The organism is Facklamia miroungae (assembly GCF_012396555.1).
Taxonomy (GTDB): domain Bacteria; phylum Bacillota; class Bacilli; order Lactobacillales; family Aerococcaceae; genus Facklamia; species Facklamia miroungae.
In genome coordinates this window covers 1-21,933 of the sequence record NZ_JAAXPS010000016.1, presented here as the reverse complement: position 1 = coordinate 21,933, position 21,933 = coordinate 1, and the positions used below count along the sequence as shown (strand labels likewise).

Sequence of the window (21,933 nt, the reverse complement as noted above, 5' to 3'; positions counted from 1 at the left end):
ATTATCCCTACCACACCCTCTTCATGAATGACTTGTTCAAACCGCGCTTTTAAAACATGTAGGGGTGCATGCGTATTGGTGAAGTTTTGAAAATAAGCGATGTATTTTTGAACTTTAGGCCATTTTTTGTGCATTTGCTGGATCCCTTTTCCCAATTGAATGGGCAGCGGGTCCAACCGACTTTGAGCAAAGTCGCCCGAACCAGATTCCGAACAAAAAGTACAGCCGCCAAAAGCCACCGTTCCATCACGATTGGGACAAGTAAAGCCACCGTCCAGTGAGACTTTAAAGACTTTTTCGCCAAAATGATCCTTTAAATGTTTATTCCATGTTTGATAACGTTTATTATTTCCATTCATCTTCTTCATTCCTAACTTTTCATTTAAAAAAGACTGCCATGATGAATTCATGATCAGTCTGAATATTTTATTTAGATTTTACATAAGTGATTCCGTTTGCCGCAGGCCCTCTCGACTGGCCAACTACTCCGACAAGCACGATGATGGTAATTAGATAAGGTGCGATTTGTAGATAGACCGAAGGAATACTATCTATCAACGGAATACGCGATCCTAAAACAGCTAATGATTGAGCAAATCCAAAGAAAATTGCTGCTCCCATTGCTCCTAGCGGATTATATTTACCGAAAATCATGGCCGCCATAGCCATAAAACCTTGACCTGCTACAGTAGATACTGAAAAGTTTAAGGTGATGGTGTTCGCTAATACCGCCCCACCCAAGCCGCCAAAAAAGCCTGAAAGTAGAACCCCTGCATACTTCATACCATATACATTAATTCCTAAAGTATCAGCCGCTTGAGGATGTTCACCTACAGAGCGTAATCTTAAACCAAAGGGTGTTTTAAATAAAACGAACCAAGCAATTCCAGCCAATATAATTCCAGCATAAGCCGGTGCAGAGGTTGCTTTAAAGAATATCGGACCGATAAAAGGAATATCGGACAAAATAGGAAAAGTTGCGTAACCAAAAGATTCTCTAATAGAAGGGGTTTCTCCTCTACCATCGAATAGAACTCGAACTAGAAAGACCCCTAATGCTGGTGCAATTAAGTTGATTACTGTTCCAGAAATGATGTGATCAGATCTTAAGTTAACGGTTGCTAAGGCGTGAATAGCAGAAAGTAGAATGCCAGCCACCCCACCTGCTAATAGAGCTAACCAAGGTGTAATACTACCAAACTGGTCCGCAAAGCTCAAATTAAAGACCACCGAAGACAAAGCCCCAATGACCATGATTCCTTCCAGACCGACGTTTACAACTCCAGAGCGCTCGGAAAATACTCCACCGATGGCAGTAAAGATTAAAGGCGCTGAGTAAACAAGGGTGGAAGAAACAATAAGGGTTAAAAGATTAATCGACATTAGACTTCCCCTCCTTCTGAATTGAATTTAACCGATTTAGTTTTTCTTTTAGCTGAAAATTTCTCTCTTAAATAGGAAATAATAAAGTTAGCTCCAATGAAGAAGATAATAATTCCCATTACAATATCGACAATCTCAGAAGGAATCTTAGCAAATAGTGCCATCGTAGATGCCCCTGTTTCTAAAGCACCGAAAAGAATAGCTGAGAAGATAATTCCAATTGGATTATTAATTCCCAATAAGGCTACGGCCATACCGTTAAAGCCAATTGCAGGTGCCACACCGTTTTGAAGGTTGATAAAGCCAAACTCTCCTAATCCGTTCATCACACCACCTAGACCCGCTAAAGCTCCTGAAATAAACATAGCTAATACGATATTTTTCTTATCCGACATTCCAGCATATTTTGAGGCATATCGATTGAGACCGACTGAAGTTAATTCAAAACCAGTAGTCGTCCGTGACATCATAATACCTACAATAATTGCGGCTATAATCGACAAGAAAATACCGCCATGCAAAGTCGAATTGTTAGTTAACTGACTGAGCCAATCCATTCTGAGACTGGCATTTTGACCAATGGAAGGGGTTCTATCCGCCCGATCGGTTAACACATATCGAATTAAATAGTCGACAAAATAGATTGAAATATAGTTTAACATAATCGTTACAATCACTTCGCTGGTACCAAAATAAGCTTTTAAAGCTCCGGCGATGGTTGCCCATAAGGCTCCCGCTAATGCACCAGCAAGAATTGCCAAAGGAATCACTACCCAAGAAGGTGCATCTGGCATCATGAGAGCAACCCCAACTGAAACAAACCACCCCCACAACGCTTGACCAGAAAGACCTATATTAAAAGATCCTGCTGTATAAGCGACAGCAAAGCCTAAACCAGTAAAAATTAAAGGGGCAGCTGCACGGAAAGTCTGGCCAATAGAGAATGGATTACCAAAAGCCCCTGTAATTAAAAATTTATAACCTGTCACTGGATCATATCCAAAGGCCAGCATTAATAAGGCTCCAAAGATTAGACCAATAACAACCGATGCTACGGAAGTAAAAACTTTATTTAAACTTGACATTACTTACTTCCACTCCCTTCTATCTTACTAGGATTTGCCTTAACTTCTTCATAAGGTGTTCCCGCCATTAATAATCCTAATTCTTCTTCGTTTGTATCAGAAGCAGGGATATCAGCTACGATTTTACCGTCAAACATAACCAAAATTCGATCAGACAGATTCATAATTTCATCTAACTCAAAACTCATTAGGAGAACCGCTTTATTCTTATCCCGTTCATTAATAAGTGCTTGATGGATAAATTCAATCGCTCCAACATCTAACCCTCGAGTTGGGTTAGCGGCAATAAGAATATCTGGATGTAATTCTAGCTCACGTGCAATAATTGCTTTTTGTTGATTTCCTCCTGAAAGAGAACGCGCGTTTACCTTTTCTGAAACTGTACGTACATCATATTTTTCTATCAGTTCTTTCGCTCGTTTTTCAATTTCTTTGAAATTTAAAAAGTTAGATTTTGAAAATGGTGAATGGTAATAATCTTTTAGAACAATGTTATCTTCTAACTTTCGATCAAGAATCAAACCATACTTATGACGATCTTCAGGAATATGGGCGAGACCTTTTTGCGCTATTTGGCGTGTCGTATAATGGGTAATATTTTCACCATTTAAGAAAATTTCTCCGGAGTTAGGCGGTAATAAACCTGTAATTGATAAGACTAATTCAGACTGACCATTACCATCCACACCGGCGATTCCTACAATTTCACCATGTTTTACTTCAAATGATAAATTGTCAACTGCAACAACTCCCCGACTGTCTTCAATATAGATGTCTTTAACAGATAAGGCAACATCACTTGGATTGGCTGTTTTCTTTTCAGTTTTAAAGTTAACATTTCTACCCACCATCATATTGGCTAAATCAACGGTTGAAGTTTGGGCGACATCCACTGTATCAATCGACTCGCCACGTCGAATAACTGTGCATCGATCGGCTACTTGTTTTATCTCTTTTAGTTTATGAGTTATGATAATGATTGATTTTCCTTCATTAGATAATTTATCCATTGTTTCCATTAACTCCTCAATTTCTTGAGGTGTTAAGGACGCGGTAGGCTCATCAAAAATTAAAATATCTGCGCCACGGTAAAGGGTCTTTAGAATTTCCACTCGTTGTTGCATCCCTACAGAAATATCTTCAATTTTAGCATCTGGATCAACGGTCAATCCATATTTTTGAGAAAGTTCAAGAATTTTTTCGCGCGCTTGCGCTTTATCCATAACAATTCCTTTAGTAGGTTCATCCCCAAGAATAATATTTTCAACGACTGTAAAAGCTTGGATCAGCATAAAGTGCTGGTGCACCATCCCAATTCCTAGTTCTACTGCTCTTTTAGCAGAACCGATTGTAACAGGCTCTCCATTCATATAAATTTGGCCTGAGCTAGGTTCAAGTAAACCAGACAATATATTCATTAAAGTTGATTTTCCTGCACCATTTTCTCCGAGGAGGGCATGAATTTCACCTTTTTTTAATTCTAAATTGATATTTCTATTTGCAAAAAAATCGCCAAATTGTTTGGAAATATCTCGCATTTCGATAACAGCATGATCCATGTTCATCGAAACCCCTTTCTTCGTTGGTATGATCATAGTCTTTTATATTATATCGGATAATTAGACAGAAATCAGTAAAAAATTAAAAAAAGACCAAGCTGGATCAATATAAGCAATTAATAGGTAGCTTTTTGGTTTAACTTGGTCTAATAGATGTACTTATTCGTCACTGGATTCAATCAACACTTGTCTTGGTTTACTTCCATCTTGAGCAGAAACAAAGCCTTGGGCTTCTAAATCATCGATCATTCGAGCTGCTCGGTTATAACCAATTCTGAACTTTCGTTGCAGTTGTGAGATCGAAATCGTTTCTTGTTCTTTAATTAATTCTACAGCTTCTCCATAGTATTCATCATCCGAAACATCCGTATCAAGAGCAGTTTCTTCGCTGACTACAATGTTTTCGTCATAGTCAGCTTGTCTTTGTTGTTTAATAAAGTCGGTAATTCGTTCCACTTCTTCATCTGAAATATAAGCACCTTGAACGCGGATCGGTTTGTTTTTGCCCATAGGTTGGAAGAGCATATCACCGCGTCCAAGTAATTTTTCAGCGCCCACAGAGTCTAAAATTGTACGTGAGTCCGTTCCTGAAGACACAGCAAAGGCTAAACGTGAAGGTATATTCGCTTTAATAATACCTGTAATGACATCTACTGAAGGTCTCTGAGTGGCTATAATCATATGGATACCGGCTGCCCTTGCCATTTGGGCAAGGCGAATAATCGCATTTTCAACATCATTAGATGCAACCATCATAAGATCAGCTAACTCATCAATAATCACCACTATTTTAGGTAGTTTCTCATAACCCGTTCCTTCTTCTTGATTCCAGCGGTCTACTTGTTCATTGTAACCATCAATATTTCGGACGCCGGTTGTTGCGAATAATTCATACCGTCTTTCCATCTCTTCCACCACATTATTCAAGGCTCTGGCTGCCTTACGCGGATTAGTAACCACAGGCGATAACTGATGAGGTAGATCATTATAAAGAGTTAATTCCACCTTTTTCGGATCAATCATTAAAAATTTAATTTCTTCAGGCTTCGCTTTCATTAAGATCGAACAAATTATAACGTTAACTCCCACTGATTTACCCGATCCCGTTGCTCCAGCAATTAATAAATGCGGCATTTTGGTCAAATCAGCTAAACAAATCGAACCTGAAATATCGCGGCCTAAAGGGACTTCTAAGAGTTTGTCTGATTCCAATCCGGCATCGACAATTTCACTAAAAGCTACTGGACTAACTTGCGTATTAGGAACTTCAATACCAATTAATGATTTACCTGGAATTGGTGCCTCCATACGGATATCACGCGCAGCAAGTGCCAAAGCAATGTCATCGGATAAAGACACAATCTTACTTACCTTAACTCCAACGGCGGGTTCAATTTCATATTTTGTAACAGAAGGGCCGAGGTTCGCTTTAACGATTTTTACGTCTACACCAAAGCTTTCAAAGGTTCGTTCTAACTTTTTCATGTTTTCATTAATTCGTTGGTACTCTTCGGATTGATCCACCACAGGTAACTTTTTAAGTAAGTTTTTACCAGGAAATTGATAGGTTTTTGATTTTTTATGCTTATTTTTAGTTTTGCTAAATAATTCTTTGTCACTTAATACCTGATCTAAACCGTCATCCGTTAGAGCTTGTTTTTGATGGCTTGCATCTTGCCAATGGCTAGCAGTTGTTAATTTTTCCTCACTCGCTAAATCAAGCACTTCTTGAATTTCGTCACTAGCAATATCTGGTACTTCTTGCTTGTCGTTAATAGATGCTTGTCTTTCTTTCTTATTTAATTCTTCATAATCCACCCTGTCAGCATTTTCTTCACCATTTTTATGAATATTATTTGCCGAAAGTGATAGGTTTTCTTCTTGTTCTTGCATCTGGTCAAAAAAGTCCAAATCTAGAACACGCCCTTCTTCCTGGTCTAAGCGTTTAGCAGTCAATGCCTGTTGATCAAAGTCTTCATAATGAAATGGTTTAAAATCATATGCTTTGTCCGGAATATATACCGGCTGGTCCTCTCTTTCAAGAGTCGGCATATAAGTTGATCGATTGGTTTGGGACGGATCTTTTTTTAAAGGGACAGTATCATCCTCATTATTCATGAAGAAAAGATAAAACCGATCCCATATTTTCGCGAACATATTTTTATTTTGATCATCACTTATAGTATATGTGTCGCTAGACGAATCATCAGTAATGTCTTCAAGAGAAAATTCTTTTTGCTCTGTAGTCCTTAAACTCTGATCATTCTCAAGATCAAAATCATTTGCTTGATAAACTTGCTTAATCTCTGAAAAGTCAGGAAAAAATTTTCTGAAAACTTTGACAAATTGGATAAATAATTCTTGAATAGCCTGCCAACCAGCAATCAAAGGTAAATTTAATAGAAAAATTAACCCGACAAAAAAACAAGCAGAAAAGAAAATATAAGATCCCCACTTGCCAAATAAAAAACCCACTGATGCGTAAAGGGCAGCTCCAGCTATCCCCCCACCTAAACTGGCATTTGTTTGTTGTGTTATTAGGTCATTGCGATATAATTGAAAAACATGCTCAAAAGCTGACTGTTCAGGTTGATTTTGTAAAAAATCATAATATTCAATAAAATGTAAACCTCCTGCTAACGCTAGAAGGACTAAAAGCCCCCCAATCATAGGTCTCATTGGAATGTTGATCACATTTCCCTTCAAAATCATCATCAGGCCTAAAAACAAGCTCGCATAGAGAACAAGGCCATAAGTTTCGCCCACCATTAACCGAAAACCATTAGTTAATAATAGTCCCATAATTCCCCAATTAAAAATGGCGATTAAACTTAAAAAACTAATCATAATACCTAACAATAAATAAAGGGATTGATATTTGTTTTGCTTCGGTGATTGACTCTGACGCTTCGTTTGTTTTCTTTTTTGAGCCACTCACATCACATCCTTTCAGAACTCTCGTGCAAGAGTCATTATATCATTTATAATAAATGATATCGAACAAATTATCGTATTGATCATTTATGTGAAATGTTTTGGTGAAATTTGGTGTATACTACAATAGCATTTATTCGATTTGATACTTGATTCGAAGGGTCTTTTATCATAGAATGTATCAAGTCCTTGTATTAGTTGTAAAGCGATACAAAATATTATATTGTTAATTATATAAATTAGACGGAGCGTGAAAAATGAAATTTATAAAAAAATACTGGAAGTTGATCTTCCTTGTCTCGATGGTATCTTTAATGGCAACAGGTTGTATTCGCTATGATTCAGCAGGTAATCCAACTGGGCCGATCTATGAGTATTTGGGTGTTCCAACCGCTCACTTCCTAGACTTTCTAGCGGATATTTTTGGCGGATCATATGGTATCGCGATTATCATAGTTACGCTAATTACCCGTTTATTTATGCTACCTTCTACCTATAAGATGACTAAATCTTCGATGGAAAGTTCAGCAAAAATGAAATATGCCCAACCTGAAATTTCAGAAATACAAGCCGAAATGAAAGAAACAGATGATCCGGAAGAAAAGGCTGCTCTGCAACAAGAGTTAATGCAAGTCTATGGAAAATACGATATCAATATGCTGTCGAACGTATCTGGCTGCTTACCTTTACTGATTCAAATGCCAATTATTTCTGCGGTTTATACAGCTGTTCGATCCTCTCATAAGATTGCTGAAGCATCTTTCCTAGGTATTAATCTAGGTGAAAAGAGTCTGCTTTTAGTCGTTTTGGTTGCGGCTACTACTTTCTTATCCAGTTGGTTAATGCAAAAAGGAACTGCAAATCCTACAGTGGATAATCCACAAGCGAACCAGATGCAACAATCGATGTTGTATATGAATCCGCTCATGTTAGGATATTTTACTTACATTTCAAATGCTGGATTGGGTCTCTACTTCTTTACTGGATCTTTATTCAATCTCGCACAGCAACTCTATATGAATCAAGTTGCCCGACCAAAAATTCAAAAAAATATTGAAGAAAAAGTTCAAAAATATCAAAATATGCCGCGCGAAAAGCGTCAGAAAAAAGCGAGACAAACTAAAAAACAATTAGAAAAGGTAAATGCTGATCGAATTGTTCCTGTAAAAACTCCAAAAGCTAGAAATGCTGGTAAACAAAAGAAAAATTAATTCAGCTTATAAAAATATAGCAAGCTAACTTAATTGTGTTAGCTTGCTACTTTTTTATTTTTCTTCTTTTGCTAATTCTTTAGCAAGTTGTTCGCTTTTATAAATTAAGCGCTGGTCGGTTATAATTGGAAATTCAACATAAAAAATAGATCCTCTTTGATAAACTGATTCTACTCTAATTTTACCATGATATCCTTCTACCAACTGCTTTGCGATACTTAAGCCGAGACCATTGCCTCCTTTGGCTCGAGCACGGGCCTTATCCACACGGTAGAACCTTGAAAAGACGCGAACTTTATCCTCCGCTGTCATCCCTTCCCCAAAATCTTGAACAGCAATTTCAACTTTATTCATCGTTTGACTAACCGAAATATGAATTTCAAGACGGTCAGTCGAATATTTGACCGCATTGTCCAAAAGAATGAGAAGGATTTGTTCAAAGTGATGATGATAGATATTTACATATACTTTATTTCCCTTCTCATTGTCTAAGTAGAAATGAAAATCGGGATAAAGAATTTGAAAATTATGATGCACCAGTGCTGCAGCTGTCGTTATTTCAGTTACAGCATCTTTGTAGTCAACGTCTACGTGATCTGCTCTTGAAAGATCTAACATTTCTTGAACTAATTCCTTCATGCGGGTAATTTCTTGTAATGAAGCAGAAATCGATTCATCTAATACTTGCTGATCTTCTTTTCCCCAACGGTTGAGCATCTTCAAATGCCCTTCAACGATCGCAACAGGTGTTCTTAATTCGTGAGAAACATCTTCCACAAATTGCTTCTGACCTTTAACATACAGCTCGATCTTATCCAGTAGTTTATTGACATGTAAACTTAAATCGCTCCACTCATCATTGGTTCTAGGCCGCACCACACGAACTTGAGAAAGTGTATCTCCTTCTAACAAATCTAGCGTATTAATAACATAGGTTAACGGTTTTAAGAAGTAATGGGCAATTAAAAAACCGCAAAGAATAGAAATTAAACTCACTAGGAAAAAACAACGAATTAGAAAGGCGTTTAATTTCTGAACATACACTTCTTTTGTCTCAGGCGTCACGATATACTGTACGATTCCTAGTAATTCTTGATTGTTGTTGGAAGAAATTCGACTGGAGCCAATTAAGTATTTCTTTCCCTCTAATGTTTGTAATTCTAATTCTTTACTCGAAGACACAATTGGATATTGGAAATGTCGGCTCTCACTTAATAATTTTTGTTCAGGACTAAACAAACGAATAATTGTCCGATCATCCGCATAATGATCGATTAAAAAGTTAATTGTTAATTCAGTCTTTCGATTAGCTTTTGGCGAAAACTGTTGGGGTTGAAAGGGCTGGACTTCATCAGAAAGTTCCTCAATTAAGGCTTCAAATTTAATTTGATGGTCTTCTTTTGCTTGGTCAATATAAATTTGAATAGCAAAATGGCGATAAATCAATAAGGAAATCAAAGAGAGTAAAATCATTGCTAAGGATAAGAAAATACCCCATTTCCATTTTAACGAAAGGGGGTGGTCTTGTTTATGTTTAAACATAGAGCCAAACTTAATTTCTGATAACATAGCCGGTACCGCGTACTGTTTGAATATATGATTCTTCACCTGGAATATCAATCTTGTTTCGTAAGTATCGAATATAAACATCCACAACATTAGTCTCAACTTCTGATTTATATCCCCATACCTGTTCAAGCAAAACATCTCGAGGCATAACCATATTAATATTTTCCATTAAAAAGACTAAGAGTTCATACTCTCTTTTCGTTAAATCAATGATTTCTCCTTTTCTTTTTACCATTCGGCTAGCCTTTTCAACCACTAGGTCTCTAAAGCGAAGAAAAGGTTGGTTTTGTGCTCTAGATTCATCTTCCGTTTCAATCCGACGAAACAAAGCTCTTAGTCTGGCTAACAGCTCTTCAATCGCAAAAGGTTTAACAATATAATCATCGGCTCCTTGATCTAAACCAGAGACTCGGTCAATTACCGAATCTCTTGCCGTCATAATAATGATTGGAACGTCTTTGACGGGGCGAATTCGACGTACCACTTCTAGCCCATTCAATTCTGGCAACATTAAATCAAGCAAAATGACATCCCATTTTTCTTCTAGAGCTTTCTCTAACCCACTACGACCATCATAGCAAATTGCCGTTTCATAGCCTTCATGTTGAAGTTCCAGCTCCACAAAACGGGCTAAATTCTTTTCATCTTCAACAATTAAGACACGTTGGTTTAAATTTTTTGACATGTTAACTTCCTCCTCTAAACTTCACATGTTAACCGAAAGAATTCGATGTTAAATACATTACAAATCTATTCTTTCCTCACACGCATCATTCCAAATAAAATGATAAACTCCTTCTTTATCAACTCTTTCATAAGTATGAGCTCCAAAATAATCGCGTTGAGCTTGAATTAAATTAGCTGGAAGTACTTCACTTCGGTATGAATCATAATAAGCAATCGCGCTTGAGAAACCAGGAACTGGAACCCCGGCTTGCACAGATAAGGCAATAATTTCGCGAACACTTGTTTGATACTGGTTAGTTATATGCGTAAAAAATTCATCAAGTAAAAGATTAGTCAAGTTCTTATTACGATCGAAGGCATCAGAAATATCTTGCAAGAAGCGTGCACGAATGATACAGCCTGCACGAAAGACGCGTGAAATTTGACTATAATTAAGATCCCATTGAAATTCTTGAGATGCACTACGATATTGAGCAAAACCTTGTGCATAAGACATGATTTTGGAAAAATAGAGTGCTTGACGGATTTTCTCGATCCAGATTTGTCGATCTTTTTGGAAAATAGAGGCATCATGATTTGGACCTTGTATGATCTGAGCTGCTTTGATTCTTTCGTCTTTTAATGCAGAAATGAAGCGGGCATACACAGACTCTGTAATAGTTGGTAAAGGAACACCTAAATCTAAAGCGGATTGAGAGGTCCACTTACCAGTCCCTTTATTCCCAGCCTTATCCACAATCATTTCTACCATTGGTCGCCCACTGAGTGGATCTTTTTGTTTTAAGATATTGGCTGTAATTTCGATCAGATAGGAGTTTAATTCTCCTTGGTTCCATTCCTCAAAAACTTGCGCAATTTCATCCGCTGACATTTTGAGTAATTTACTCATTATAGCGTACGATTCTGCAATTAATTGCATATCGCCATACTCAATCCCATTATGAACCATTTTGACATAATGACCGGCCCCATTTTCACCCATATAAGCCACACAAGGTTCTTGGTCAGCTGGTGCTTTAGCAGCAATTTCTTTAAGGATTGGTTCGACTAAATCATATGCCTCTTTAGGCCCACCAGGCATAAGAGCTGGCCCGTATAAGGCACCTTCTTCACCTCCAGACACTCCCATTCCAATAAAATGGATGCCAGAATTAGCTAATGCTTCAGCTCTTCTCATTGTATCTTTAAAGAAGGTATTACCGCCGTCAATTAATATGTCTCCTTGATCTAATAATGGCAATAAAGATTGAATCGTTGAATCAGTTGCTTGTCCAGCCTTAACCATCAACAAAATACGACGGGGTCTTTCAATCGATTGCACAAAACTTTCAAGATCATAACTAGCTAATAAATTTTTCGCACTATGACTAGCGATTATAGCTTCAGTTTTGGACTTTGAGCGGTTATAAATAGCTACTCGATACCCTTTACTTTCGATATTTAAAGCTAAATTTTTCCCCATTACAGCCATTCCAACTACACCGACTTGAGCTAATGTCATTTGTTTATCTCCTTCTCTTTCGTGATCATCTCATTCTAACAAACTTTGGATTTGAATAAAAGTTACCCTATTTAGACAAATTGCAATTTGAGCGATTTTCAGTTAAACTATTTTTATTAATGAATAGGAGGTTCCGGTCATTGAAACCTAGAAAAAAAAAGAAAAGTAAATACGATCGATTAATAAAAATTTTTTCAATTATCATGGTAATAACTATGTTAATTGGTATTATCTTAAGTCTTGTATTCTCATTCATGAGGTACTAAGGATAACGAAGGAAGTGGGTTACCCACTTCTATTTTTATAGACTTGATTTGGTTTTGCCAAACCACTTTTCCATTCCACCTTTTAAAATAAACACTTGGTCATAGCCATTTTTACGTAAGATATTTGCTGCTCTGGAACTAAGATAATAGTTATCATCGACTAAATAAACCGGAATATCCTTTCGGATTTCACTATAGCGCATTTTGAATTGAGACATAGGAATATTTCTGGCACCTAATATATGTTTAGCATCAAACTCTCCCACTTCTCGCACATCAATGACTTGAACTTTACGGATAATATCATTCAATTCCCCACTGGCTACTAGTTTGGCTGATCTTTTACGCATGATCCATAGACTTACCCAATAACATCCATAAATTATTGATACAGCAACAATTATCCATAAAAACAATTCAAATATACTCATTTTTATTTCCCACTTTCTTTTAGTAATAATAAATAGCCTGCACCCAAAATCCCAGCATCATTACCCAGTTCTGCTAGGGTGATTTGTGTTTGATCTTTAATCGGCTGAAAAACAAAATGTTGATAATGATTCTCAATCGCTTCTTTGAGATAGGTGCCTGCATTAGAGATCCCTCCACCAATTACAATTCGATCAGGATTTAATATATTGGCACAATAAGAGCAAGCTAAGCCAAGATATTTGGTAAATTCATCAAATATTCTCAATGCAAAGTCATCTTTGGCTCGGGCTGCCTTAATCAATTTCTCAGCATCAATCGTCTGACTAACCATAAACGCTTGATAAGCAGACGAAGACCCTTGATAATCTTTTGCAAGAACTTTTGCCAAATTAGTTAAACCCCTTGCTGAAGCAATTGCCTCTAAACAGCCTTTCTTGCCGCAAGAACACTGAAATTGGTTTGAAAGATCAATCGTTATATGGCCGATTTCTCCCGCAGATCCCGAAGATCCTTCAATCAGACGATTTTGACAAATAATGCCTCCACCGACACCTGTTCCTAACGTCAACATAACTAGATCACTACATCCTTTGCCGGCTCCTTGCCAAAGTTCTCCAAGAGCAGCCGCATTCGCATCGTTAATGATAACAAAAGGTAAATTAATCTCTTGTTGGAATATAGCTTTTACCGGATGAGGATTGACCCAATTTAAATTATAAGCTCCCTTTACCGACCCATCTTTTAGAATAGTACCAGGACTTCCCATACCGATTCCCAAATAATCTTCGACTCTTTCTTTTCTTTCTTCTAGTTTGGATATAATCGCTTCAATAATCGTTGGAACAATCAGTTGACCTTTTTGCTGGCTCATGGTCGGAAGTGACCATTTTTCAATAATTTGGCCCTGTTGAGAAACAATCGCAATTTTTACACTTGTCCCACCTAAATCAATGGCAATAATTTTCTTCATGCCCATCCTCCTAACGATAATAATAAACTTTTCCCAAAATTAAAACTACTGTTAAAAGAATCATTCCTATAAAAACAGCTAAGCGGGTTTTCTTATCATAGCGAGTAATCACTCTACGGTCTAAACCTAATACAAAAGTCGTCATTCCTCCATATACCGCACCACCAAAATGCCCCCATTGATCAATTCCTTGAGAAGTGAATCCAGTAATAACGTTCATAAGGATGAGTAGCGAAAAATTGATCGCTCTCTGCCTTAAGACAGTCAGGTTCGGGTACATTTTAGCTAGAACGATATATGCTAGAAAGAGACCAAATATTCCAGTCGACGCTCCCGCTGACACATTATTATTAAAGGCAAAGGAAAAGACATTCCCGCCAAAACTAGCTAATAAAAATAAAAGTAAGAAACGACCATGACCTAATATTTTTTCTAAGTCTTGGCCAATAAAATAGAGAGAAAGATTATTGAATAATAAATGTTCTAACCCAATATGTATAAAGGTTGGTGTTATCAATCGCCACCACTCTCCATGGAAAAGAATCAATTCATTTGACTTGGCTCCCGTTTTTAATAAGGCTTCGAGTGAAGTAGTAGTCTGAAACTTTACTAGCATATAAATAAAGACAGAAAGGTTCGCTGCCACTAATATATAGGTGATAAAAGGTAAGGCTAAAATACGGCTTTTTCTCATGTAGGAAACTCCTTTAACAATTTGAACTCCATTATACACTATGAGACAGAATTTTTCTTATTTTACTCTCCGTTACTAAAATTCTTTAAGATAAAAAAGAAAAAGTCTGGGACAAAGATGCCCAGACTCTAATAAAATTATTTTTTAACTTCACGGTGTAAAGTAACCTTACGATCTCTTGGGCAGTACTTTTTAACTTCCAGACGATCAGGATTATTACGTTTATTTTTATTCGTTAAGTAATTACGTTCACCGCATTCAGTACATTCTAAGTTAATGTTTACGCGCATGATTTTCCCTCCAAACTCATAATTATTTACTCTTCCAAGAACAGCACTATAAGATTATACCATTGTTGCTTGAATTTAGCTATGATTTTTTTATTGATAATAGTATGCTCCATTCGTTAATTGACTAGCAATTTCATGAATGGACATATCTGAACTTAGTTGGTATTCACCCGTTTGAATTAATGATCCTAATTGCCATTGGTCAATTAAATTTTGAAACTCTGTCGCTGATTCAATAAACCCTTCTGTTTCTAGGCGCTGAGCAATTTGACTAGCGCTTTCGCCTTGATTAATCACAAATGAACCATCTGCTAGCGTTTGATTACTATTATTACTTGATTCTTCATTAGAATTAGCCGATGACTCATCTTGGTCGGCTGTCTCATCATCCTTATTTCTCAGTGATTCTAAATAATCAATAGATTCTCTCTGTTTGTCGAGCTTTTCTATTAGCGATTCTTTATCGGCAGTGAGTTTTTCAACTTGTTGACTCAAGTCTTCTTTTTCGCTCGTCAATTTTTCAAGACGAGCTTCACCTTTTTCAACCTTGTCTTTTAAAAGGCTTGCTTCTTGACCATTAAGCAGACTTGGTAATGTTACCCCTTCAATGGGAACATTCCCTTGGACAAAGGTTGCATAAGCAGCTGTTAACAAACTGGCAATAAGAAGACCTACGCCTAATGACCTTAAGTTTTCTTTTTTCATTTTAAACCTCCTAACTAGCGGTTTTCAATATATTCATCAATAACGTATTGAATCGTTACGAGCTCTTCATCCACCTCGTTTTCAATTTCTTTTAAAGTATAGCCTTGTGAATAATAACGAATGATATCTTCGCGATTACGATCATTAACGTCATAATTTATGCGTGCTTGAGCCAATTCTTCATTAACAGGTTCAGGTATAGTTTCGTGTATTTCTGCATCTGTTTCTTGCTTATTTTCCGGTGCAAAATAAACATCTTCCGCCGTTACAGGTTCCATATAATCCTCTTCAATCTTCCCTTTATGAACAGGATCAACATTTAATTGATTAATATCTTGTTGCAACTCTCTAATTTTTTCTCCTTGTTCTTCCACTTTCTTGCTAAGACTCGCATTACTAGTCGGGTCTTTAGCAAATAGCGACATCAATAAAATGATGATGGCCAATACTAAAAGCGCAAGCACCAAAATCCATATATCCATATTTTTCACCTCATCTATTTTTTATCAGTTTAACAAATGTCTGTGAAGATTCAAATAAATCTTTCTGAAATTTCTTAAAATATTACGGAGTATTTAGACCTTTTGCATTTTTGTAATCAATAATTGTCTGTCTGGTATCTGATTTTAATTCAAAGTAGGCATTATAAACTTCGCGGGCAATCCGTGTGGCAGCTCCACCATAAGAAGATTGATTGAGATAAGGTACAATAACACTGATTGCTATCTCTGGATCATCAAAAGGAGCATATCCAATATAAGTACCATTGATAACGGGGTCATTTTTTGCATATTGAATGGGTCCTGCATAAAACGCTTCAGTCGTTCCTGTTTTCGATCCTATTTCAAAAGGATAATCCAGTAAATAAGTAGAAGCGGTTCCTTCATTAGTATGTGACACCATTTTCATACCTTCGTGAATGCGTTGCATTTCTGCTGGATCGATTTGAATAACGTTCATTAATCGAGGTGGAATAGTTGTAATGATCCCACCTAACATCCCATTTTTATCCGTTCCACGGACTTCTTTAACTAATCTTGGCGAATATCTTTTGCCGTTGTTAGCAATTGTTGAAACATACTGCGCCATTTGTAGTGGGGTGTATAGGTCAAATTGGCCATACGATAAATCTAACGCCGACACTAACATATTACTTGCTGGTGTATATCCCATCGATTCGTTCGGCAAATCAATTCCCGTCTTGGTTCCTAGACCAAATTCAGCAAAATTTGTTCTAAGAATATCAATGGTATGAGGATTAATATTTAATCGGCCTTCTTCTTCATAATTATATTGACCACCAATTCTCATCGCCAACTTAATCATATAGATGTTCGAAGAACGCTGTAAAGCAATCATATCATCAATCGGTATTTGACCTGTCCGGTTGAAGAGTGATGTTTTTTCTTGAGATGCCTGAAATTTTAGCGGCTCATCGACAATCACATTATCTGTTAGAGAAATGACTCCTTCTTTATAACCCATCGCGATCATGGCTGGTTTCACACTAGAGCCCATACCATAAGAAGTGTTGATTGCTCCTAAGGCGTCATCAACAATTTGCTCACGATCGTAAGTATCATTCTTTTTGTCATAAGCATATCTTTTTCCGGATATACCTAAGACTTCTCCATTCTTGGGATTCAAGGCAACAACATAAACCCGGTCATTTAAACCTTGGTCGTCCCCCATATTAATTAAGCTGCTTTCAACAATTTCATCTAACTTCGCTTGAAAATCCGTATTAATCGTTAAGACCAGATTGTTGCCTTTAGAACCTTCATATACTTTATCATTTTTTAGGATATCATCTTTGGAATCGGTCACAATATTAAAGACTGATTTCGAGCCTTTTAGAATCGACTCGTATTGCTTTTCCAAATATGAAATACCAATACGATCATTCATTGCGTACCCTTTTAGCAGTAATTCTTTGGCATCTTCTCGGGGTATACCTCGTTCTTCTGTAGATACTTGACCTAGAATAGACCTTAGCATGTCTTGTTTAGGGTATACGCGTTGCCAATCAGTACCTATTTGTACACCTGGTAAATTTCTTAAATTCTCACTCACTCTCGCAATTTCTTCTTGGGTTACATTTTTGTTTTTAATGGTCACCGTTGACAATTCATAAGCTGCTGCCATCCGTTTATAAATGGCTATGATTTTTAATTCAGCTTCTGAAAAATCTAAATCACTTTCTTTAACCTTTGAAAGTTGTGCTTCATAAGCTTCTGTACCAGACAAGAGCCGTTCCTTCTCGTTTAATCGTTTACGAATTTCATCGATATGATTAACGATATAGTAGTCTTTTTTATCTCTTTCAGTAACTCCTTGCGTCGGAACTTCAATTAAAGACGCGAGTTGTGTCGCAATTTTAATCAAATCTTCATTATCAACTCTTGAAGCACGATTCCTAGTGAAAAGAATGGCACGTTCGGGTTGGTTACCAACGATAACATCTCCTTGACTATCATAGATCATCCCTCGCGGAACAGCCCCTGTCGAGATTGTGGATTCTGTTCTTTGTACCATTTTTGTTAAGCTTTCGCCCTTATATAATTGCAAATAGCCTAAACGGATGAAAAGTGCAGTAAAAGCTAAAAATGCTATGAAAAATAAGAGATTGAGTCTTCTAGGTATATGTGAACGTTTTTTCTTATGATTGTTGATTATTCTTTTAGGCATCTTCATCATACTTTCTGTAGCTATTTTCTAAAGTCTAAGTTATTATAGCAAACTATCGGTCAAGTTGAAACTCAATCACTTAAGTGAATGCTCATCGAACATAAAATAATTTATGCTTTTTTCAGATTTTTTTGCTAAGATAGATAAGCATTATTTCAAGAAAAAGGAGTTTTTTCGTGAAAAATAAGAGTAAATTGTATTTTGTTTTATTGAATTTATTAATTACATTTCTGATTGCTAATCTGATTGCTTATTTGATGGAATTTATTCCTCTTGGTGACCAATCCGAACGTACCATGCTCACGATTGATTTAGGTCAACAATATATAGATTTTTTTAGTCTTTATAAACGAGCTCTTACTGAAGATCCTAGACTTTTCCTCTATTCCTTTGAAAAAGGAATCGGTGGTGAAATGATTGGTTTGTGGGCCTATTACCTTATGAGTCCTTTTAACCTTCTTTTACTTTTGTTCAAGCAAGAAAATTTAGACTTAGCTGTTTCTTTTTTAACACTTTTCAAACTGCTAGCCATCTCTTCTAGTTTTTACTATTTTGTCGAAAAAAAATATCAATTAAACCCAGTTGTGGCTATTACATTTAGCCAGGCTTACTGTTTTATGTCTTATACAATGGCTTATCAATTAAATATTATGTGGCTAGACGGTTTATTCTTTCTCCCTATAATCGCTTTAGGATTAGATCGCTTAATTAAGAATAATAAACCCTTACTTTATATTTTCGCTTTAACTTTTTCAATGATCAGCCACTATTACATTAGTTATATGATTTGTCTCTTTTTAATTGGCTATTGTCTTTTTGTTATCTACGAAGATGATAGAGACTTATCCTTAAAGCAAGTGATAACTAAGTACCTATCATTTATAAAGCACTCTTTTTATTCGACCTGTTTAGCTGGTTTTTTACTGATTCCCACTTTTATGTCCACACTTAGAAGTAAAAGCGCACAAGCAGAGGGACAATTTAATTTTATTTTAGATTGGACAAGTCAATATTCCATCCTTGATCTCTTTTCTAAAAGTTTTATTGGAGCCTTTGATTATGGTGAGATGGCGAGTGGATCGGCTAATTTTTATGTCGGTATGGCTGCTACTGTATTAATTTTATATTATTTTCTTTCTCATTCCATCGCTTTAAAAGAGAAATTAATCAGTTTATCTTTATTAGCTTTTTACTTTGCTTCTTTTACCTTTTCTAATTTAGATAAATTATGGCATTTAGGGCAATTCCCTATTTGGTATCATTCGCGCTTTTCATTTGTCGTCAGCTTTTTTATTTTAATTTTAGCTATCCGGGCATATGATAAAATGAAATTGATCAAACTCAGACAAATACTAATGATTATCTTAGCCTTAACGGGCTTTTGTTTCTTTTATTATATCCGTACGGATTATTCTTTTTTAACTACCGAAAAAATATTCTACTCACTCGTATTCATCTTATTGACCTGCTTGGTATTATATCTTAGTCGCAAGCCTCATCAACTATTAAATTACGTGCTATTAATACTTGCATGTTTTGAATTAAATTTGAATGGCTTTCTCATCTTGTCAGAAAATGATAATTATGTTCAGCCATCGCGCTTTAATGACTACATCACTTTATTGGATGATATTGTTAAACCTATTCGACCTCAAAAAAATGAATTTTATCGTATTTATAAAACTTTTCAACGAACAAAAAATGAATCGCTTTTTGCAAATTATCCGAGTGTGAGTCATTTTGGATCTACTATAGAAGCTGCTAGTACCCAACTTTATGGTTACTTGGGACTGCCTCACACAAGTAATTCGATTAACTATACCAGTGGCACGCTCTTTACCGATGATCTATTTAATATTCGCTACTTAGTCGATATCACTTCCAATACAAATATGTATACAACGGTTGATAACTTTCCTCTCTACCGCGAAGCTACTGACTTTGATATAAGGGCCCACGAGAAAAAAGACAAGGAAAAGCGTTATGTTTATTATGAAAATAATGATTTGCTAGGCTTAGGCATGGAAGTTTCTTCTGATATCAAACATACAAAATTTAAAAAATTTAAACCGATTGAAAACCAAGAAAAATTACTCAGATTGATTGATTTTGATGGAAATGGACAGCCTTTCTTTAAACAGCAACCATTTAAGGACATCGACTATCTTAACTTAAAAGTTACAAGTAAAGGTGATGGCGATTTTTATACTTATACCAAAGAAGATCTTAACCGAAATGCTTCCATTGCTTTAGCTTTTGAAACAAAGTCTGATAATCCTTATTATTTTACCTTCCCTAATCAATATTCAGATAACAAAGTTTCATTACTACTTAATAGTAAAACGTATGATTTCTATTCACCTTCCAATAGTCGTCAAGTGATGGACGCTGCTTTTGGAAAGGCTGGAAAAGACCATTTATTGCGAGTGAAATTAAAGAAAGATAGTTTCAAAGCGAATCTAATTCGACTTTATGAGTTTGATTTAGACAGGTATCAAAAAATGATAACTAAAAGAAAAAACGATCAATTTGAAATTTCTTCCTTTAAAGAAAATGCCGTCGAAGGAACGATAAAAATGCAACAAAAAGAAGGGTTTATGCTTATCACATTACCTTATGATCCGGATTGGAAAATCAAAGTGGACGATAAGGAGATTAAAGCTCAGCCTGTCTTAAATAACACATTAATGGCGATCCCTCTTAAAAATGGAAAGCACGCAATCAAAATGACCTATTTTCCTAATTCAATCATTTACGGCGCCTTTGTCAGTCTAACAGGTGCCTTGCTAATTATTTTAGATCAGAAAAAATTTCGATTTAAGATTAAAGGATTTCTGATATAATATATTAAAACATGATTCAACTTGCATCTTATGTTATATTTGGATAAGATAGCTCTATTAAGTTTTAGATTAAAGGATGTTTTATTTGAAAAAATTATTTTTTATCCTAAAAAATGGCCTTAAGAATCCAAGATTCTATATCGAAAGTATCAATTTAAAGTGGAAGCACATCCTGGTACTTCCATTAATAGTGACTCTTTTGATGGCAATCAATTTCTGCCTAGCTATTTTACCGACACTTCATTCTATTCAAGATGATATTCAAGAAAGTATCGCTTACTTACCTGATTTTAAGGTTAATCAGGGCAAGCTTGAACTTATTCAAGGCGAAAAAGCTCTTCATTATCACTCTCGCCAATTTCAATTAGTCATTGACGATCAAATAACTAATCTTTCTAAAGAAGAAGGACTCGTGCTTAGCTCAGACAAAAATTCTGATCTTCAATTAACTAGCACCTTCAATTTGTTGTTGATAAAAAATCAAGTCCTTGTTTACACACCTGAGAATGAACAACTATTTACGTTTGAACATGATTTTATTGCTAATCAAGAAGCTTTGACTACTTTATTAAATTATGGCAGCCAATTTAATTGGATACAAATTCTACTAATGGTGATAGTGACTTGGATAGGATCTAGTTTATCCCACTTATATTTTTTGATCATCACCGCAATCTTAACAGGCATATTAAATGCACGCTTAAATTTTCCACTTCCTTTTTCAGTTCGAATGAAACTAGTTATCTTGTGTTCTTTTGTCCCTATTCTATTGATTGAAACGATAAAACTCATATGGCCAGCTTTTTATGTCCCTTTTTATTTGCTAGTAGGCTTAACTCTTTTTATTATTTATCATACTTTTAAACAGCATACTTTGTTTATGCACCAACTTTTATCACATATGGATATTAGTATCATCAAGGAAGAAGATCAAAAATCAAAAGACAATAAGAAGGACTCCCAATAATGATGTGCACCCCAAAACACGGACAAAAAGTTAATATTTAATTATTAAGCGGTTTGTAGCCTGTATTCAACAGGAGACAAGCCGTTTAATTTTGTTTTATTTCTTTCTTCGTTATACCAACGGATATCACTTTTAATTTCTTTCTCTAA

Annotated in this window: 20 protein-coding genes; 4 read left to right on the top strand and 16 right to left on the bottom strand. The window is 35.9% G+C overall.

The window, feature by feature from the left end; all coding sequences use genetic code 11:
- From HF969_RS09525 to HF969_RS09505, 5 genes are all read right to left on the bottom strand, one after another.
- A partial coding sequence (locus tag HF969_RS09525; protein WP_486599023.1) for a TIGR01212 family radical SAM protein occupies positions 1-368 on the bottom strand: 368 nt, incomplete at its 3' end.
- Between the two features lie 58 nt (positions 369-426).
- Positions 427-1,383, bottom strand: a complete 957-nt coding sequence (locus tag HF969_RS09520) for an ABC transporter permease (protein WP_090290512.1) — start codon at positions 1,381-1,383, stop codon at positions 427-429.
- Positions 1,383-2,468 carry an ABC transporter permease gene (locus HF969_RS09515; RefSeq protein ID WP_090290511.1) on the bottom strand — a complete coding sequence of 362 codons (1,086 nt, stop codon included), beginning with the start codon at positions 2,466-2,468 and terminating at the stop codon, positions 1,383-1,385. The genes HF969_RS09520 and HF969_RS09515 overlap by 1 nt, the downstream gene beginning before the upstream one ends.
- A complete protein-coding gene (locus HF969_RS09510) occupies positions 2,468-4,033 on the bottom strand; it encodes an ABC transporter ATP-binding protein (RefSeq protein WP_090290510.1) in 1,566 nt (521 codons plus the stop codon). The genes HF969_RS09515 and HF969_RS09510 overlap by 1 nt, the downstream gene beginning before the upstream one ends.
- Positions 4,034-4,186: 153 nt before the next feature.
- Entirely contained in the window at positions 4,187-6,961 is a 2,775-nt protein-coding gene (locus HF969_RS09505) for a DNA translocase FtsK (protein WP_425431573.1), read from the bottom strand.
- Positions 6,962-7,218: 257 nt separating this feature from the next.
- Here HF969_RS09505 and yidC point away from each other — a divergent pair, with 257 nt between their 5' ends.
- The gene (yidC, locus tag HF969_RS09500) at positions 7,219-8,172 is read left to right on the top strand and encodes a membrane protein insertase YidC (RefSeq protein ID WP_090290509.1); all 954 of its coding nucleotides are present in this window, start codon (positions 7,219-7,221) and stop codon (positions 8,170-8,172) included.
- Between the two features lie 54 nt (positions 8,173-8,226).
- Here yidC and HF969_RS09495 read toward each other — a convergent pair whose 3' ends face one another.
- From HF969_RS09495 to gndA, 3 genes are read right to left on the bottom strand one after another with little or no spacing between them, the layout of a single operon-like run.
- A complete protein-coding gene (locus tag HF969_RS09495; protein ID WP_245694868.1) occupies positions 8,227-9,741 on the bottom strand; it encodes a sensor histidine kinase in 1,515 nt (504 codons plus the stop codon).
- Entirely contained in the window at positions 9,725-10,426 is a 702-nt protein-coding gene (locus tag HF969_RS09490) for a response regulator transcription factor (protein ID WP_090290508.1), read from the bottom strand. The genes HF969_RS09495 and HF969_RS09490 overlap by 17 nt, the downstream gene beginning before the upstream one ends.
- A gap of 57 nt (positions 10,427-10,483) precedes the next feature.
- Positions 10,484-11,929: an NADP-dependent phosphogluconate dehydrogenase gene (gndA, locus tag HF969_RS09485; RefSeq protein ID WP_090290507.1), complete on the bottom strand. Its 1,446-nt coding sequence runs from the start codon at positions 11,927-11,929 to the stop codon at positions 10,484-10,486.
- A gap of 119 nt (positions 11,930-12,048) precedes the next feature.
- Between gndA and HF969_RS10225 the strand changes: the two genes are divergently transcribed.
- Positions 12,049-12,195, top strand: coding sequence for a DUF4044 domain-containing protein (locus HF969_RS10225; RefSeq protein ID WP_143406580.1), 147 nt, complete (start codon positions 12,049-12,051; stop codon positions 12,193-12,195).
- A 35-nt stretch (positions 12,196-12,230) separates the two neighbouring features.
- On the opposite strand, the gene HF969_RS09475 is transcribed toward HF969_RS10225, so the two are convergent.
- From HF969_RS09475 to HF969_RS09445, 7 genes are all read right to left on the bottom strand, one after another.
- Entirely contained in the window at positions 12,231-12,626 is a 396-nt protein-coding gene (locus HF969_RS09475; RefSeq protein WP_090290505.1) for a rhodanese-like domain-containing protein, read from the bottom strand.
- Between the two features lie 2 nt (positions 12,627-12,628).
- Positions 12,629-13,597 carry an ROK family glucokinase gene (locus tag HF969_RS09470; RefSeq protein WP_245694867.1) on the bottom strand — a complete coding sequence of 323 codons (969 nt, stop codon included), beginning with the start codon at positions 13,595-13,597 and terminating at the stop codon, positions 12,629-12,631.
- A 10-nt stretch (positions 13,598-13,607) separates the two neighbouring features.
- Complete coding sequence (locus HF969_RS09465; RefSeq protein ID WP_090290503.1) at positions 13,608-14,291, bottom strand: rhomboid family intramembrane serine protease; 684 nt, start codon at positions 14,289-14,291, stop codon at positions 13,608-13,610.
- A gap of 137 nt (positions 14,292-14,428) precedes the next feature.
- Positions 14,429-14,581, bottom strand: a complete 153-nt coding sequence (gene rpmG / locus HF969_RS09460; protein ID WP_090290502.1) for a 50S ribosomal protein L33 — start codon at positions 14,579-14,581, stop codon at positions 14,429-14,431.
- Between the two features lie 90 nt (positions 14,582-14,671).
- Positions 14,672-15,286 carry an endolytic transglycosylase MltG gene (locus tag HF969_RS09455; RefSeq protein ID WP_090290501.1) on the bottom strand — a complete coding sequence of 205 codons (615 nt, stop codon included), beginning with the start codon at positions 15,284-15,286 and terminating at the stop codon, positions 14,672-14,674.
- Positions 15,287-15,300: 14 nt separating this feature from the next.
- Positions 15,301-15,768, bottom strand: coding sequence for a hypothetical protein (locus tag HF969_RS09450; protein WP_090290500.1), 468 nt, complete (start codon positions 15,766-15,768; stop codon positions 15,301-15,303).
- Between the two features lie 82 nt (positions 15,769-15,850).
- Positions 15,851-17,974, bottom strand: a complete 2,124-nt coding sequence (locus tag HF969_RS09445; RefSeq protein WP_090290513.1) for a peptidoglycan D,D-transpeptidase FtsI family protein — start codon at positions 17,972-17,974, stop codon at positions 15,851-15,853.
- Between the two features lie 176 nt (positions 17,975-18,150).
- On the opposite strand from HF969_RS09445, the gene HF969_RS09440 reads away from it, so the two are divergent.
- Both HF969_RS09440 and HF969_RS09435 read left to right on the top strand, forming a co-directional pair.
- Positions 18,151-20,817 carry a YfhO family protein gene (locus HF969_RS09440; RefSeq protein WP_090290499.1) on the top strand — a complete coding sequence of 889 codons (2,667 nt, stop codon included), beginning with the start codon at positions 18,151-18,153 and terminating at the stop codon, positions 20,815-20,817.
- Between the two features lie 85 nt (positions 20,818-20,902).
- A complete protein-coding gene (locus HF969_RS09435) occupies positions 20,903-21,784 on the top strand; it encodes a DUF1189 family protein (RefSeq protein WP_168427211.1) in 882 nt (293 codons plus the stop codon).
- Positions 21,785-21,828: 44 nt separating this feature from the next.
- Here HF969_RS09435 and HF969_RS10220 read toward each other — a convergent pair whose 3' ends face one another.
- Complete coding sequence (locus tag HF969_RS10220; protein WP_425591400.1) at positions 21,829-21,921, bottom strand: IS3 family transposase; 93 nt, start codon at positions 21,919-21,921, stop codon at positions 21,829-21,831.
- Between the last annotated feature and the right edge of the window lie 12 nt (positions 21,922-21,933).